The sequence below is a fragment of the Streptomyces sp. NPDC006450 genome (assembly GCF_040612195.1).
Classification (GTDB): Bacteria; Actinomycetota; Actinomycetes; order Streptomycetales; family Streptomycetaceae; genus Streptomyces.
Map to the genome: position 1 here is coordinate 139679 of NZ_JBEXPT010000003.1, position 16005 is coordinate 155683.

Below are 16005 nucleotides of genomic sequence, written 5' to 3' on the forward strand. Positions count from 1 at the left end.
CTGATATCAATCACGGCTGACTCACGGCTCACGATCCGGCGTTGACGTTGGCGAGGACGGCGGTGGCGATCGCCAGGACCACGGCGCCGGCGAGCAGGGCACTCAGGTAGCTCTGCACGTTGCCGGTCTGGGCACGGCGTACGAGGCCGCCGAGCAGCCGGGGGCCGAGGCCCGCGCCGCGGACGTACGAGTCCACGACCTCGCGGTCGAGGAAGCGTACGAGGGCTGCGGCGGCTCGGACGGGGCGGACGAACAGGCGGTCGTAGACGGCGTCGAGGTGGAAGCCGACGGCGGCGTGCCGGTGCAGCGGGCCGAGCAGCGCGCGGCCGGGGTCGGCGGCGGGGGCCGTGGAGACGACGGGGTGGTCGTGGGTGACCTGGCCGACTTCGGGGCTCTCCGCGGCGGACTCGGCGGCGGCGACGGCCGCGGGCACTGCGGCGGCGCCGGGCGCTCCGGCGGTGACGACGCCGGCCCCGGCCGGGGCCAGGGCGGCCTGGGCCTGGGCGCGCTGCCACAGGGCGTAGGTCAGGACCGCGCCGACGGCGGCGGCGCCTGTGCCGAGCACCGAGGTCGTGAGCGAGGGGGTGAGCTCGCGGCCGTCGAAGAAGTCGGCGAGGGGGCCGACCAGTAGGCCGAAGCCGACGGTCGGGACGGCCAGCAGCCACAGCACGCCGGTCATGGCGACGGGCTCCTTGCCGTGGTCGGGGGCGGCCGCGCCCCGGCCGCGGAAGGCCATCAGCCACAGCCGGGTGGCGTAGGCGGCGGTGAGCAGGGCGGTCAGCACGCCGGCGACGAGGACCACCCAGCCGGCCGCGCTCGGGGCGAACTCCGAGTGACCGACGGCCGTTTGCTCGGCGGCGACGAGGACGGCTTCCTTGGAGAAGAAGCCGGCGAAGGGCGGGAAGGCGGCGAGCGCGAGCAGCGCGATCGTCATCGTCCAGAAGGCGTCGGGGATGCGCTTGGCCAGGCCGTCCATGCGGGACATGGCGGCGAGGGAGTTCGTCCCCGCGGCATGGATGATCACGCCGGCGCCGAGGAACAGGAGCGCCTTGAAGGCGCCGTGGGACAGGAGGTGGAAGACGGCGGCCGCGCGGTCGCCGACGGCCAGGGCCCCGGTCATGTAGCCGAGCTGGCCGATCGTGGAGTAGGCGAGCACCCGCTTGATGTCGTCCTGGGCCAGGGCGGCGAGGGCGGAGCCGACCATCGTGACGGCCGCCATGACGGCCAGGACCACCAGCGCGGCCCGGGACGCCGCGAAGACGGGGAGGAGGCGGGCCACGAAGTAGACACCGGCGGCGACCATCGTCGCGGCGTGGATCAGCGCGGAGACCGGGGTGGGGCCCGCCATGGCGTCCGGAAGCCAGGTGTGCAGCGGGAACTGCGCGGACTTGCCCGCGACTCCGGCCAGCAGGAGGAGCGCGACGAGCGTCGGGTTGTCGAGCCCGCCCGCGGCGACGGTGCCCAGGATCTTGGTGATCTGGAAGGACCCGGCGTCGGTGGCGAGCGCGAACAGGCCGATGAGGAAGGGGACGTCGCCCAGCTTGGTGACGAGGAAGGCCTTCAGGGAGGCGGAGCGGGCCGCCTCGGTCTCCCAGTAGTGGCCGACGAGGAAGTACGAGCAGATGCCCATGATCTCCCAGCCGACCAGGAGCACCATCAGGTCGCCGGAGTAGACGACGAGCAGCATCGCGGAGGTGAACAGGGAGACCAGGGCGGCGTACGACGGGTAGCGCGGGTCCTCGCGCAGGTACGCCGTCGAGTAGATCTGCACGCAGGTGGCGACGACGCCCACGAGGACGGCCACCATGACGGCGAAGCCGTCCAGGTAGAGCGAGAGCTCGATGGGCACCGAGCCGGTCGGGGTCAGCTCGGTCGCCGTTTCGATCGCCTCGCCGCCGGCCTGGCGGAAGGCGACCAGGACCGCGAGGACGGCGGCGGCCAGCGTCGGCAGGACGGCGAGCGGCTTGACGAAGCCGGGGGCGGTGCGGCCGAGCAGCAGTCCCGCCAGCGCGCCCAGGAAGGGCAGGAGGGGGACCAGTACGGCGAGGGTCGGGGTGCTCACGAGGCGGCTCCGGTCGCAGGGTTCGCGCTGTCCGCGCTGTACGCACTGTCTGAGGGCCCGCCGTCCTGCTCGTGGCCCTCGGCGGTGTCGCGCAGTCGGTCGACGTCCGCGGTGCCCCGGTTGCGGTACACCATCAGCACGATCGCGAGGCCGATGCCGATCTCGGCGGCGGCGATGGCGATGGTGAAGAGGGTGAGGGCCTGGCCTGCGTGCAGGCTGTCGCGCAGCCAGACGTCGAAGGCCACCAGGTTGAGGTTGACGGCGTTGAGCATCAGCTCGACGGACATCAGGACCAGGATGGCGTTGCGGCGGGCGAGCACTCCGTACAGGCCCGTGCAGAAGAGGAGCGCCGCCAGCACGGCGGGGTAGGCGAGGTGCATCAGCGCTGCCCCTGCTCGTCGGTGGCGGGCGCGGCGTGGGTCGCGCTGTCGGGGGTGTCCTTGCGGGACAGCACGATGGCGCCGATCAGGGCCGCGAGGAGGAGGACGGAGAGCGCCTCGAACGGCAGCACCCAGTGCCGGAAGAGGATCTCTCCGGAGACCTTGGTGGAGCCCTGGACGGGGCCGTCGAGGTCGATCCAGGTGGTGCGGAAGGCGTCGACGACCACCCAGACGAGCGCGGCGGCCGCGACGAGGGCGACGCCGAGCGCGACGAGGCGGTTGCCCGAGTCGGCGTCCGGTGAGCGGCCGATGGGTGCCTTGGTGAGCATCAGCCCGAAGAGGAGGAGGACGACCACGGAGCCGAGGTAGATCAGTACCTGGACCCAGGCGATGAACTCGGCGGTCAGGAGCAGGTACTCGACGGCGATCCCGCCGAGTGCGACGACCAGCCACAGGGCGGCGTGCACGAGCTGCTTGGTGGTGACCGTGACGGCGGCCGCGCCGAAGGTGGCGAGGCCGACGAGGACGAAGGCGATCTCGACGCCGGTCGGGGAGAGGAAGCCGTTGCCTTGGGCGGCTGCGGTGATCACGCGTCTCCTTCCGGGGCCGGGGTGTCGGGGGTCGCGGCAGCGGCAGCGGCGGCTGCCGCGGCTGCGGTCTCCGCCTTCTCCACGGCCTTGCGGGCGGCCCCGATCTCCTTGGGCTCCTCGGCGGCCGGGTCCAGGGCGGGCGGGGCCGGGACGGTCCACATCCACTCGCGCAGCTTGTCGCGCTCGTGGGTCAGTTCGTGGATGTCGGTCTCGGCGTACTCGAACTCCGGCGACCAGAACAGCGCGTCGAAGGGGCACACCTCGATGCAGATGCCGCAGTACATGCAGAGGGAGAAGTCGATGGCGAAGCGGTCGAGGACGTTGCGGCTGCGCTCACGGCCGCCGGGGGCGGCGGCCGGGACCGTCTCCTTGTGGGAGTCGATGTAGATGCACCAGTCGGGGCACTCGCGCGCGCACAGCATGCAGACCGTGCAGTTCTCCTCGAACAGGCCGATGACCCCGCGCGAGCGCGGCGGGAGTTCGGGCTGCACGTCGGGGTACTGGGCGGTGTGCGAGCGCTTCGTCATCGTGCGCAGTGTGACGGCCAGGCCCTTGGCGAGACCGGATCCGGGGATGGGGGGCATTACTGGATCGCCACCTTCACGATGCCGGTGAGCGCGATCTGGGCGAGCGCGAGCGGGATGAGTACGGTCCAGGCGAGCTTCTGGAGCTGGTCCTCGCGCAGCCGGGGGTAGCTCACGCGGAGCCAGATCACCACGAAGGAGAGCACGGCGATCTTGAGGAGGGTCCAGACCCAGCCGGAGCCGTCGCCGCCGAAGGGGCCGTGCCAGCCGCCCAGGAACAGGACGGTGGTCAGCGCGCACAGGACGACGATGCCGGCGTACTCGGCGAGCAGGAACAGCGCGAAGCGAAGGCCGGTGTACTCGGTGTACGCGCCGAAGATGATCTCGGAGTCGGCGACGGGCATGTCGAAGGGGGGCCGCTGGAGTTCGGCGAGGCCGGCGGTGAAGAAGACGAGCCCGCCGACGATCTGCCAGGGCAGCCACCACCACTCGAAGGCGCCGACGATGCCGGGGAGCGACACGGTTCCGGCGGCCATGGCGACCGAGGCCGCCGCGAGCAGCATGGGGAGCTCGTAGGCGAGCAGCTGGGCGGCGGTGCGGAGGCCTCCGAGGAGGGAGAACTTGTTCGCGGAGGCCCAGCCGGCCATGAGCGAGCCGAGCACCCCGACACCCATGACGGCGAGCGCGAAGAAGAGCCCGGCGTCGATGACCTGGCCGACGGCGCCTTCGCCGGGGCCGATGGGGATGGCCAGGAGGACCAGGAGGTACGGGAGGAGCGCGACGGCGGGGGCGAGCTGGAAGACGCGGCGGTCGGCGTTGGCCGGGACGATGTCTTCCTTCTGCGCGAACTTGACTCCGTCGGCGACGAGCTGGGCCCAGCCATGGAAGCCGCCGGCGTACATGGGGCCGAGGCGGCCCTGCATGTGGGCCATCACCTTGTGCTCGGTCTGCCCGATGACGAGCGGGAGCACGAGGAAGACGGCGAAGACGACGATCAGCCGCAGGGCGACGTCGAGGACGTCGTTCACGCGGCGCCTCCGGTGGGGTCGTGGGGGGTGGGGTCCGTGTCGGACTCGGGGTCGACGGGGTCCGTCTTGGGGGCGGACTTGGACGCGGACTCGGACTCGGGCTCGGGCTCGGCGGAGCCCGCCGTGCCGTCGGCCGGGGTGGCCGGTTCGGCCTGAGTCGGCGGGGCCGCCGGGGGTGCCTGGGGGGTGTCGAAGGCGGGCTTCGGGTTGTGCCAGGGGGCGTCCGTGCTGCCGCGTACCGGGCGGGCGGGGGCCTGGGGTTCCGCCGCGGGCGTGCCCTCGGCTTCGGCCGGCGCCGCGGTCTGGCTCGCGGAGCCGTCCGCGACCGAGCGGCTACGGCGTACCGGACGGGCCGGTGCCGGGGTCGGTTCGGCCGAGGTCTCCGCGGCTTCGGCTTGCGCCGGGGGCGGGGTGGCTCCTGCGGCCGGGGTCTCCGACGGAGCCGGGGTTGCTGCCGCGGCCACGGCTTCCGCCTGGCTCGCGGAGCCGTCCGCGACCGAGCGGCTACGGCGTACCGGACGGGCCGGGGCTTCTTCGGGCGAGGTCGGCGCGGTGGCTTCGCGGGGGGTGCGGGCCGGGCGGTCGGCAGCAGCGCCCGCCGCCGCGCGGGGGGTGCGGGCCGGGCGGGTGGGGGCCGGGGGGAGCTGGCCCTTCATCGGGCCCCAGTCGTTGGGGTCCGGTACGCCCGGCGGGAGCATCTGGCGGCGCTTCGGGGCGTCCGGGTCGTGTGCCTCGCCGGGCTCCTTCGCGCCCGGCCAGGCCTTGGCGACGCGCGCCGCGAGGACGAAGTCCTTGCGCAGCGGGTGGCCCTCGAAGTTCTCGGGGAGGAGCAGCGGAACCAGGTTCGGGTGGTCCGTGAAGACGACCCCGAACATCTCCCAGGTCTCGCGCTCGTGCCATTCCGCGCCGGCGTAGATCGAGACCGCCGAGGGCAGGGAGGGCGCCGAGTGGGGGACGGTGGTGCGCAGCAGGAGGCGGCGTACGCGGTGGTTCTCGAGGGAGACGACGTGCGCGCAGACGCGGAAGCCCGTGCCCGGCTCGTCCACCGCGCTCAGCCAGTCGAAGTAGGTGCAGCCCAGCTTGTCGCGGGCGATCTCCAGCGCGGGGATCCAGCTCGCGGTGGGGACGTCGACCGTGAGGACGGAGTAGGAGAACGAGCCCACGGCTTCGGCGCCGAAGACCGTGGCCGCCGCGTCGGGGAGGGAGTCGTAGAGGTTCACGCGTCCGTCCCGGGGGCGGGAGCGGCGGGGGCGGGGGGAGGAGTGACCAGGCCGCTGGTGAGCTGCGCGGCGGACGGCGGGGCCGTGTTCGCGTAGCGCTCCGCGAGCGATTCGCGGGCGATCTTCTCCTGGAGCTTGAGGATGCCCTGCAGCAGCGCCTCGGGGCGGGGCGGGCAGCCGGGCACGTAGACGTCGACCGGGATGATCTGGTCGACGCCCTTCGTCACCGAGTACGAGTCCCAGTACGGGCCGCCGCAGTTGGAGCAGGCGCCGAAGGAGATCACGTACTTGGGCTCGGGCATCTGCTCGTAGAGCCGCTTGACCGCCGGGGCCATCTTGTCCGTCACCGTGCCGGAGACGATCATGAGGTCCGCCTGGCGCGGGCCGGGCGCGAAGGGGATGACGCCGAGACGGATGAAGTCGTGGCGGGCCATCGACGCCGCGATGAACTCGATCGCGCAGCAGGCGAGGCCGAAGTTGAAGACCCACAGGCTGTAGCGGCGGCCCCAGTTGAGGACCACCTTCATGGGCTCGGGCGCGAGGCGGGACAGGACGCCCAGCCGCTTCGGCTCCGGGAGCAGCTGCGGCTCCGACGGCACGGCCGGGGTACCGGCCGGGGTCACAGCCATTCGAGAACGCCCTTCTTGTACGCGTAGAGCAGGCCGACGGCCAGGAAGCCGAGGAAGATGAACATCTCCACCAGCGTCGTGGCGCCGTAACCGGCGGCGGCGAACACCGTCGCCCACGGGAAGAGGAAGATCGAGTCGACGGCGAAGATGACGTAGAGGAAGGCGTAGACGTAGTAGCGGACCTGGGTGTGCGCCCAGCCCTCGCCCACCGGGTCCACGCCGCACTCGTAGGTCAGCAGCTTCTCGCGGGACGGGACGGACGGGCTCAGCAGGCGGTTGGCGCCGAACGCCACCGCCACGAAGAGCACACCGAGCGCGGCCAGGAGGCCGACGACCGAATACGACCGGAAGTAGTCCGCGGCGAGCACGGATACGGTCGCTACCGTTGGTTCGGGCACGTCCGTTCCTCGTTCCTCGGCCACTGTCGACGATCAGGTTGATCTGGTACGGACGGGAGTCTAGGGCCTGGGGTCCACGGGGTGGGGTTATCCCCCGTTTACCTCGGCCCGGCTACCCCATGGCATCGGGCCCCCGTGCTTGACAGGGTGGGCGCATGACCGCGAGCAAGCACACCCACGACGACGGCGCTCCTCCTCCCGTACGCGCACCCCTCGATGCCGTGACGTGGAAGGAAATCGCTTACCTGTCGAGCAATTTGCCCGCCGCCCTCATCGGGTTCGTCTTCACGGTGGTGATGGTGGCGACCGCGGGCGGTCTGTCGGTGACCGCGATCGGTCTTCCGCTGTTCGCATGTGGTCTGTTCCTGTCTCGCCAGTTGGGACGGCTGGAACGGGCGCGGGCGCGCGACCTCTTGGGTGTACGGGTCGACGAGCCGACGCCGATGCCGGGGCCGGTCCGGGCCGGCGGGTTCTTCCCCTGGTTGTGGGCGAGCCTCAAGGACCCGGTGGCGTGGCGGACCGTGCTGTTCGAGCTGATCCGGCTGCCGTGGGCGATCCTCACCTTCACGGTAGCTCTGACCGGGCTGTTCGTGCTGTGGCCGGTGCTGCCGTGGGTGGTCCGCGGGCTCGCGAACGTGGACCGGGCGATGGTACGGGGCCTGCTGTCGCCCTCCGACGAGCTGGAGCGGCGCATCGCCGAGCTGGAGTCCGACCGCGGTGTCGTGGTCGACACCGCGGCGGCGGACCTGCGGCGCATCGAACGCGACCTGCACGACGGGGCGCAGGCCCGGCTGGTGGCGCTGGCGATGGGGCTGGGTCTGGCGAAGGAGAAGCTGCTGGAGGACCCCGAGGGGGCGGCGGCGATGGTGGACGAGGCGCACGGGGAAGTGAAGATCGCTCTGCAGGAACTGCGGGACCTGGCCCGCGGGATCCACCCGGCGGTACTGACCGACCGGGGGCTGGACGCGGCCCTGTCCTCGGTGGCCTCCCGGTGCCTGGTCCCCGTGAAGGTGGCGGTGGATCTGCCGGCGCGGCCGGCGGAGGCCATCGAGGGGATCGCGTACTTCGTGGTCTCGGAGCTGCTGCAGAACGTGAGCAAGCACGCCGGTCCGCAGGCGCGGTGCGCGGAGGTCGAGGTGTGGCGGACGGGCGGGGCGGTTGACGGGCGGCTGCTGATCCGGGTGTCGGACGACGGGCGCGGGGGCGCGGATGCGGCGGCCGGGTCGGGGCTGGCGGGGCTGGGCGAGCGGCTCGACGCGGTGGATGGGGTGCTGGTGGTCGAGTCGCCCGAGGGGGCGGGGACCGTGGTCACGGCGGAGCTGCCGTGGCGGGAGCGGGCCTCGCGATAGCCCTCCGGGCCGCGGGGCCCCGTCCGCCTCAAGCGTCGGCGGGCTGGGGTTTTCCCGGCGGGCGGGGCGGGGTGCCCGCCGGGGACGGCTGCGGCGCCGTTCCCGGGGACCAGCCCCCGGACCCCAGCGCCTCAAGCGCCGGCGGGGCTGGATACGGCCGGTGTCGGCTGGATGTGCCGGCGGGGCGGATGGTTCCGGCGGGGCGGATGGTTCCGGTGGGGGCTGGACGTACCGCCGTCGGGACTGGGCGGACCGGCAGAGCCGGGTGAACCGGGAGAGCAGGCTGGACCAGGAGAGCTGGGTGGACCGGCAGAGCCGGGTTGTCCGGCAGAGCCGGGTAGACCGGCAGGTGGCTGTATCGGCGGGCGGATGTATCGGCGGGGCTGGATGTGTCCAGCCCCGCCGGCGTTTGAGGCGCGGGTCTGGGCGGAGCCCAGGGAACGGGCGAAGGGCGGGGAGGGGACTCGGCCCCTGCACAGCGCCACGAGTACCGGAGCCGGGGGCATGCCCGGGGCCGGGGCAAAGGCCAGGGCCAAGGCCGGGCCGGGCAGGGCAGGGCAGGGCCAAGCTCGGGAGCCAGGGTCGGGGGTAGGTCTGGGGCTGGGGGGCCGGGGCCGCGGCCAGGGTCGGGGAATGGGGCCGGGGCCGGCCGGGGGCCCGGGGCCGGGGCCCGGCCTAGGGCTTCCGGGTAGGCCAGAGGCCCGGGCCGGGTCCTGACCTGGGTCTTTGGGGGTAGGTCTGGGGCCTGGGGCGAGGCCTGACCTCAGCCTTCCGGGCAGCCCAGGGACCCGGCGCGGGGCCTGACCTCAGCCTTCCGGGTAGGCCTGGGGCCTGGGGCGAGGACTGGCCTCCGGCTTCGGAGGTGGACCTGGGGCCTGGTCTGGGGCTTTGGGTGGGGGTGGGGCCTGGGGCGGGTTTCGGGGTGGGGTTAACCCCCGGGGGGAGAGGCCGACCTGCCGGATGTTTCTCGGACGGGGCGCGCGGGAGGGTGGGGGGACACAGTGGATGAAGGGCGGGTCGGCGATATGGGTAGCGGCGCACACGGCGGCAGCGGTTTCGGCAGGGCGCTGCGGGCTCCCTTCGAGGGGCGGACCTGGCGGGAGTTCGGGTACCTGATGCTCGGGCTGCCGCTCAGCACCCTGTACTTCTCGCTCGCCGTCGCCGGCGTCAGCCTCGGCGCCGGACTGCTCATCACCTTCCTCGGAGTCCCGGTGCTGGCGGGGGTGCTGGCCATGTGCCGCGGGTTCGGCCGCGTGGAGCGGGCCCGGGTGCGCGGAATGCTCGGCCAGGACATCGCCGAGCCCACGCCGATCCGGGCGGAGAAGGGCGGGGCGATCGCCAGGATGGGGGCTCTGCTCAAGAGCGGGAGCGCCTGGCGGCACGTGCTGTACTCCCTGATCCACTTCCCGTGGGCGGTGTTCGCCTTCTGTGTGGCCCTGACGTTCTGGGCCTACGGGTGGGCCATGCTGCTCTACCCGCTCTGGTTCTGGGTGTTCCCGGCGTTCACCGATCAGCCGGGTCTGCAGGTCTTCCAGAACGACGACTACTCCTTCTACCTGGACTCCCCGCTCGCGATCGCCGCGACCTGCGCGACCGGGCTCGCCCTCACCCTCGCCACCCCCTGGGTGGTCCGCGCCCTGACCACTGTGGACCGGGTGCTCGTCAGCGGGCTGCTCGGGCCCTCGCGGCTCGCGCACCGGGTCAGCGAGCTGGAGTCCGACCGGGGTGTCGTGGTCGACACCGCCGCGGCCGATCTGCGGCGCATCGAGCGCGATCTGCACGATGGTGCACAGGCCCGGCTGGTGGCGCTGGCCATGGACCTGGGGCTGGCGAAGGAGAAGCTGACGGAGGACCCGCGGGCCGCCGCCCGGATGGTGGACGAGGCGCACGGGGAAGTGAAGATCGCTCTGCAGGAACTGCGGGACCTGGCCCGCGGGATCCACCCGGCGGTACTGACCGACCGGGGGCTGGACGCGGCCCTGTCCTCGGTGGCCTCCCGGTGCGCGGTGCCCGTACGGGTGGCCGTGGATCTGCCCTCGCGGCCGGCGGCGGCGATCGAGGGGATCGCGTACTTCACCGTGTCGGAGCTGCTGCAGAACGTGAGCAAGCACGCGAGGGCCCGTACGGCCGGGGTCGACGTGTGGAAGTCCGGCGAGCGGCTGCTGCTCCAGGTCGCCGACGACGGCGTCGGCGGAGCCGGCGCCGTGGCCGGTTCGGGACTGGCGGGGCTGGCCGAGCGGCTCGACGCCGTGGACGGGGTGCTCGTCGTGGACTCCCCTGCCGGTGGCGGCACGACCGTCACCGCCGAACTCCCCTGGCGGGCCGTCTGAGACCCTTCCACGAAGCCCCCACGAAGCCCCCACGAAGGACCTCCACGAAGGCCCTCCCACAAGGCGACACCCGCAGCTACCCCGGGATACCGGCCCGGCCGCACGGATACCCCACAGGGGGGTGTCCGTGCGGTTCGGTGTCCGTGCGGTTTCGGCACGTCGCCCCCGTCGCCCCCGCCCCACCCCCCTCACCACGGGCCGACACCCCGGCTTCGGGGCGGGTGTGGTGGGTGACGCGAAGGGGTGCACGGGGCCGAAAACAGCCTGTCCGGGGCCACGCGTTGATCGCGCTCCGGCTATATCCGAGCTTAAGACTGGGATGCTTGGCTGCGTCAGGGAACACGGGGCACGAGCGGACGCGGGAGCAGCGAAGTCGTGGAAGACAGGGTGCGGGTGGTCATCGCCGAGGATTCAGTGCTGCTGCGTGAGGGCCTGACCCGGTTGCTGACCGACCGGGGGCATGACGTCGTCGCAGGCGTCGGGGACGCGGAAGCCCTGATCAAGACGGTGGCGGAGCTGGCGGCCGAGGACGCGCTGCCGGATGTGGTGGTTGCCGATGTGCGGATGCCGCCGACGCACACGGACGAGGGCGTACGGGCCGCCGTACGGCTGCGGCGCGATCACCCCGGCATAGGTGTGCTCGTGCTGTCCCAGTACGTGGAGGAGCAGTACGCCACCGAACTGCTGGCCGGGTCCAGTACCGGGGTGGGGTACCTGCTGAAGGACCGGGTGGCCGATGTGCGCGAGTTCCTCGACGCCGTCGTCCGGGTGGCCCGGGGCGGCACCGCCCTGGACCCGGAGGTCGTGGCGCAGCTGCTCGGCCGCAGCCGCAAGCAGGACGTGCTCGCGGGGCTGACCCCGCGCGAGCGCGAGGTGCTCGGGCTGATGGCCGAGGGGCGGACCAATTCCGCGGTGGCCAAGCAGCTGGTGGTGAGCGACGGCGCGGTGGAGAAGCACGTCAGCAACATCTTCATGAAGCTGGGCCTGTCACCCAGTGACGGGGATCACCGGCGCGTGCTGGCCGTTCTCACCTACCTAAGATCTTGATCAACTGACACTCTGTCAGGTAAGGCCGGATTCGGACAGACCGCCGAAGGGGCGGTCCAGAAAATGAGCACCCCGAGAAGGAATCCTTACGGACGTAGGGTTGACCTTGGGCAGTGCTCACGCCTCGAAGGAGGTCCAGTTCAGTGACCAGCCAGGTCAGTAGCCCAGCCGAACAGTCCGACGGGGCCGAAGGCGCAGTCGTCGGCGAACAGCGGACGTCACCGGGCCCGAACAGCGAACCCGCAGGCCACACCGACCACACAGGCCACGAAGGCCGCGGGGGAGACGCCGGGGACGCGGGGGCGAAGGAAGTACGCCGCCTCGATCGTGTGATCATCCGCTTCGCGGGTGACTCGGGTGACGGCATGCAGCTCACCGGTGACCGTTTCACCTCGGAGACCGCCTCCTTCGGCAACGACCTCTCGACGCTGCCGAACTTCCCGGCCGAGATCAGGGCGCCCGCCGGCACCCTCCCCGGCGTGTCGTCCTTCCAGCTGCACTTCGCCGACCACGACATCCTGACGCCGGGCGACGCCCCGAACGTCCTGGTGGCGATGAACCCGGCGGCGCTGAAGGCCAACATCGCGGACGTGCCGCGCGGCGCGGAGATCATCGTCAACACCGACGAGTTCACCAAGCGCCCGATGGCGAAGGTCGGCTATGAGAACTCCCCGCTGGAGGACGGCTCGCTGGACGCCTACAACGTCCACCCGGTGCCGCTGACCACGCTCACCGTCGAGGCGCTGAAGGAGTTCGGGCTCTCGCGCAAGGAGGCCGAGCGCAGCAAGAACATGTTCGCGCTCGGGCTGCTGTCCTGGATGTACCACCGGCCCACCGAGGGCACCGAGAGCTTCCTGCGGCAGAAGTTCGCGAAGAAGCCCCAGATCGCGGAGGCGAACGTCACCGCCTTCCGGGCCGGCTGGAACTTCGGCGAGACCACCGAGGACTTCGCCGTCTCCTACGAGGTGGCCCCGGCCACCCGCGCCTTCCCGACCGGCACCTACCGCAACATCTCCGGGAACCTCGCCCTGTCCTACGGGCTCATCGCCGCAGGTCAGCAGGCCGATCTGCCGATCTACCTGGGCTCGTACCCGATCACCCCGGCCTCGGACATCCTGCACGAGCTGAGCAAGCACAAGAACTTCGGCGTACGCACCTTCCAGGCCGAGGACGAGATCGCCGGCATCGGGGCGGCGCTGGGCGCGGCCTTCGGCGGCGCGCTCGGCGTGACCACCACCTCCGGCCCCGGCGTCGCCCTGAAGTCCGAGACGATCGGCCTCGCGGTCTCCCTGGAGCTGCCGCTGCTGATCGTGGACATCCAGCGCGGCGGCCCCTCCACGGGTCTGCCGACCAAGACGGAGCAGGCGGACCTGCTCCAGGCGATGTACGGGCGCAACGGCGAGGCCCCGGTGCCGATCGTGGCCCCGCGCACCCCGGCGGACTGCTTCGACGCCGCGCTGGAGGCGGCCCGGATCGCGCTGACCTACCGGACCCCGGTGTTCCTGCTCTCCGACGGATACCTGGCCAACGGCTCCGAGCCCTGGCGGATCCCGGACGTGGCGGACCTGCCGGACCTGAAGGTCCAGTTCGCCTCCGGCCCCAACCACGAGCTCGCGGACGGGACCGAGGTCTTCTGGCCGTACAAGCGCGATCCGCAGACCCTGGCCCGCCCGTGGGCGGTCCCGGGCACGCCGGGGCTGGAGCACCGGATCGGCGGCATCGAGAAGCAGGACGGCACGGGGAACATCTCGTACGACCCGGCCAACCACGAGCTCATGGTCCGCACCCGCCAGGCCAAGGTCGACGGCATCGAGGTTCCGGACCTGGAGGTCGACGACCCGGACGGCGCGCGGACCCTGGTGATCGGCTGGGGCTCGACGTACGGGCCGATCACGGCCGCCGTACGCCGGCTGCGGCTGGCCGGGACCCCCATCGCGCAGGCCCACCTGCGCCACCTCAACCCCTTCCCGAGGAATCTTGGTGAGGTCCTGAAGCGTTACGACAAGGTAGTGGTGCCGGAGATGAACCTCGGGCAGCTCGCGACCCTCCTGAGGGCGAAGTACCTGGTCGACGCGGCGTCGTACAACCAGGTGAACGGCATGCCGTTCAAGGCCGAGCAGCTCGCCAACCATCTCGAGGAGGCCATCAATGACTGAGGTGACCGACAGCCCCGCCCTGCTCTCGCTGGTGCCCAAGGCGGCCGCCAAGCAGTCGATGAAGGACTTCAAGTCGGACCAGGAGGTCCGCTGGTGCCCGGGCTGCGGCGACTACGCGGTGCTCGCCGCGGTCCAGGGCTTCATGCCGGAGCTCGGGCTGGCGAAGGAGAACATCGTCTTCGTCTCGGGCATCGGCTGCTCCTCGCGCTTCCCGTACTACATGGACACCTACGGGATGCACTCGATCCACGGCCGCGCCCCGGCCATCGCCACGGGACTGGCCACCTCGCGCCGCGACCTGTCGGTCTGGGTCGTCACCGGTGACGGGGACGCGCTGTCCATCGGCGGAAACCACCTGATCCACGCCCTGCGGCGGAACGTCAACCTCAAGATCCTGCTGTTCAACAACCGGATCTACGGGCTGACCAAGGGGCAGTACTCCCCCACCTCCGAGCTCGGCAAGATCACCAAGTCGACCCCGATGGGCTCGCTCGACGCGCCCTTCAACCCGGTCTCGCTCGCGATCGGCGCCGAGGCCTCCTTCGTGGCCCGTACGGTCGACTCCGACCGCAAGCACCTCACCGAGGTGCTGCGCGCGGCGGCCGACCACGAGGGCACGGCGCTGGTGGAGATCTACCAGAACTGCAACATCTTCAACGACGGCGCCTTCGAGGTCCTCAAGGACCACGAGCAGGCCCAGGAGGCCGTGATCCGGCTGGAGCAGGGGCAGCCGATCCGCTTCGGCGTGGCGGGCGCCAAGGGCGTCGTGCGCAACGTGGCCACCGGCGACCTGGAGGTCGTGACCGTGACCCCGGAGAACGAATCCCGGGTCCTGGTCCACGACGCCTCCTCGGCCTCCCCGACCAACGCGTTCGCGCTGTCCCGGCTGGCCGACCCCGACACGCTGCACCGGACGCCCATCGGGGTGTTCCGCAACGTGCGGCGGCCCGTCTACGACACGCTCATGGCCGATCAGCTGGAGACGGCCGTGGACCGCAGCGGCAAGGGCGACCTGGGCGCGCTGCTGAGCGGGAACGACACCTGGACCGTCGTCGGCTGAGCCGTCCGCTCCACCCCCCGCGGAGCCCGGACCCCCAGGGCGGGTCCGGGCTCCGTCGCGTCCCGGCCGCCGGGCGGACACCCAAGTGTCATGAGCATCTCGTCAAACGCTAATGACTTTCGGCGTGCGCGGCGCTACCGTCGTCAGGTTGGCTTGAAGTAGCTCTGGAGGTCCCGTGAAGGCACAGAACGACCAGCGCACAGGGTTGCTCTACGGCTTCGCCTCGTACGGGATGTGGGGCATCGTGCCCCTCTTCTGGCCGCTCCTCCAGCCCGCCGGAGCGATCGAGATCCTCGCCCACCGCATGGTGTGGTCCCTGGCCGTGGTCGGCCTGGCGCTGCTGGCCCTGCGGCGCTGGGGGTGGATGGCGGAGCTGCTGCGCCGGCCGCGCAAGCTCGCCCTCACGGGGGTGGCCGCCGCCCTGGTCACCGTGAACTGGGGCGTGTACATCTGGGCGGTCAACAACGGCGCGGTCGTCGAGGCGAGCCTCGGCTACTTCATCAACCCCCTGGTCACCATCGCGCTCGGCGTCCTGGTCCTCGGCGAGCGCCTGCGCCGCACGCAGTGGGCGGCGGTCGGGATCGCCGTCGCCGCCGTGCTGGTCCTCGCCGTGGGGTACGGCCGGCCGCCGTGGATCTCGCTGATCCTGGCCTTCTCCTTCGCCCTGTACGGGCTGATCAAGAAGCAGCTCGGCATGGGCGGCCTGGAGTCGCTGACCGCCGAGACCGTGATCATGTTCCTGCCCGCCCTCGGCTACCTGCTGTGGCTCGGCTCGCGGGGCGAGTCCACCTTCACCGCACAGGGCGCGGGGCACGCCGCCCTGCTGGCCTCGGCCGGGCTGGTCACCGCGATCCCGCTGATCTGCTTCGGCGCCGCCGCGATCCGGGTCCCGCTGTCCACCCTCGGGCTGCTCCAGTACATGGCCCCCGTCTTCCAGTTCGGCCTCGGCGTCCTGTACTTCCACGAGGCCATGCCGCCCGCGCGCTGGGCCGGCTTCTCCCTGGTCTGGGTCGCCCTCTCGATCCTCACCTGGGACGCGCTGCGCACCGCCCGCCGCTCCCGCGCCCTGCGCCTGGAGGGCCTGTCGGCGGCCCTCCAGAGCCCTCCCCCGAGCCCCCTCCCGAGCCCTCTTCCGGCCCCGGCGCGCGAGACCGCGTAGCACCGCTCGGAGCATCGACGGGCGCGTCCTCGGACGCGCCCGTCCGCATGTCCGGTCCTCCTCACGTCCACAC

Annotated in this window: 14 protein-coding genes; 6 read left to right on the plus strand and 8 right to left on the minus strand. The window is 72.0% G+C overall.

The genetic code is table 11. From position 1 onward, the window contains the following. Nucleotides 1-28: 28 nt before the first annotated feature. From ABZY57_RS02620 to ABZY57_RS02655, 8 genes are read right to left on the minus strand one after another with little or no spacing between them, the layout of a single operon-like run. Complete coding sequence (locus ABZY57_RS02620; protein ID WP_356507353.1) at nucleotides 29-2062, minus strand: NADH-quinone oxidoreductase subunit L; 2034 nt, start codon at nucleotides 2060-2062, stop codon at nucleotides 29-31. Beyond that, on the minus strand, nucleotides 2059-2442 hold the full coding sequence (gene nuoK / locus ABZY57_RS02625; protein WP_356507355.1) for an NADH-quinone oxidoreductase subunit NuoK: 384 nt from the start codon (nucleotides 2440-2442) through the stop codon (nucleotides 2059-2061). Before nuoK ends, ABZY57_RS02620 begins: the two co-directional genes overlap by 4 nt. Continuing rightward, on the minus strand, nucleotides 2442-3032 hold the full coding sequence (locus tag ABZY57_RS02630) for an NADH-quinone oxidoreductase subunit J (RefSeq protein ID WP_356507357.1): 591 nt from the start codon (nucleotides 3030-3032) through the stop codon (nucleotides 2442-2444). The genes nuoK and ABZY57_RS02630 overlap by 1 nt, the downstream gene beginning before the upstream one ends. Continuing rightward, nucleotides 3029-3616: an NADH-quinone oxidoreductase subunit I gene (locus tag ABZY57_RS02635; RefSeq protein ID WP_356507359.1), complete on the minus strand. Its 588-nt coding sequence runs from the start codon at nucleotides 3614-3616 to the stop codon at nucleotides 3029-3031. The genes ABZY57_RS02630 and ABZY57_RS02635 overlap by 4 nt, the downstream gene beginning before the upstream one ends. Beyond that, nucleotides 3616-4584 (minus strand): complex I subunit 1 family protein, encoded by a 969-nt coding sequence (locus tag ABZY57_RS02640; protein WP_356507361.1) that lies wholly within the window; start codon nucleotides 4582-4584, stop codon nucleotides 3616-3618. The genes ABZY57_RS02635 and ABZY57_RS02640 overlap by 1 nt, the downstream gene beginning before the upstream one ends. Then, nucleotides 4581-5804 (minus strand): NADH-quinone oxidoreductase subunit C, encoded by a 1224-nt coding sequence (locus ABZY57_RS02645; protein WP_356507363.1) that lies wholly within the window; start codon nucleotides 5802-5804, stop codon nucleotides 4581-4583. The genes ABZY57_RS02640 and ABZY57_RS02645 overlap by 4 nt, the downstream gene beginning before the upstream one ends. Then, nucleotides 5801-6433 (minus strand): NADH-quinone oxidoreductase subunit B family protein, encoded by a 633-nt coding sequence (locus tag ABZY57_RS02650; RefSeq protein ID WP_356507365.1) that lies wholly within the window; start codon nucleotides 6431-6433, stop codon nucleotides 5801-5803. Before ABZY57_RS02650 ends, ABZY57_RS02645 begins: the two co-directional genes overlap by 4 nt. Further along, entirely contained in the window at nucleotides 6424-6831 is a 408-nt protein-coding gene (locus tag ABZY57_RS02655) for an NADH-quinone oxidoreductase subunit A (protein ID WP_356507367.1), read from the minus strand. The genes ABZY57_RS02650 and ABZY57_RS02655 overlap by 10 nt, the downstream gene beginning before the upstream one ends. A 155-nt stretch (nucleotides 6832-6986) precedes the next feature. Here ABZY57_RS02655 and ABZY57_RS02660 point away from each other — a divergent pair, with 155 nt between their 5' ends. From ABZY57_RS02660 to rarD, 6 genes are all read left to right on the plus strand, one after another. Beyond that, nucleotides 6987-8180: a sensor domain-containing protein gene (locus ABZY57_RS02660; RefSeq protein ID WP_356507368.1), complete on the plus strand. Its 1194-nt coding sequence runs from the start codon at nucleotides 6987-6989 to the stop codon at nucleotides 8178-8180. A 1025-nt stretch (nucleotides 8181-9205) separates the two neighbouring features. After that, nucleotides 9206-10510, plus strand: a complete 1305-nt coding sequence (locus ABZY57_RS02665) for a sensor domain-containing protein (protein ID WP_356507370.1) — start codon at nucleotides 9206-9208, stop codon at nucleotides 10508-10510. Nucleotides 10511-10897: 387 nt separating this feature from the next. After that, nucleotides 10898-11557, plus strand: coding sequence for a response regulator transcription factor (locus tag ABZY57_RS02670; protein WP_308402626.1), 660 nt, complete (start codon nucleotides 10898-10900; stop codon nucleotides 11555-11557). Nucleotides 11558-11700: 143 nt separating this feature from the next. Then, nucleotides 11701-13713, plus strand: a complete 2013-nt coding sequence (locus ABZY57_RS02675; protein WP_356507372.1) for a 2-oxoacid:acceptor oxidoreductase subunit alpha — start codon at nucleotides 11701-11703, stop codon at nucleotides 13711-13713. Further along, on the plus strand, nucleotides 13706-14773 hold the full coding sequence (locus ABZY57_RS02680; protein ID WP_356507374.1) for a 2-oxoacid:ferredoxin oxidoreductase subunit beta: 1068 nt from the start codon (nucleotides 13706-13708) through the stop codon (nucleotides 14771-14773). Before ABZY57_RS02675 ends, ABZY57_RS02680 begins: the two co-directional genes overlap by 8 nt. 175 nt (nucleotides 14774-14948) lie before the next feature. Beyond that, the gene (gene rarD / locus ABZY57_RS02685; RefSeq protein ID WP_356507376.1) at nucleotides 14949-15932 is read left to right on the plus strand and encodes an EamA family transporter RarD; all 984 of its coding nucleotides are present in this window, start codon (nucleotides 14949-14951) and stop codon (nucleotides 15930-15932) included. The last annotated feature ends 73 nt before the right edge of the window (nucleotides 15933-16005 follow it).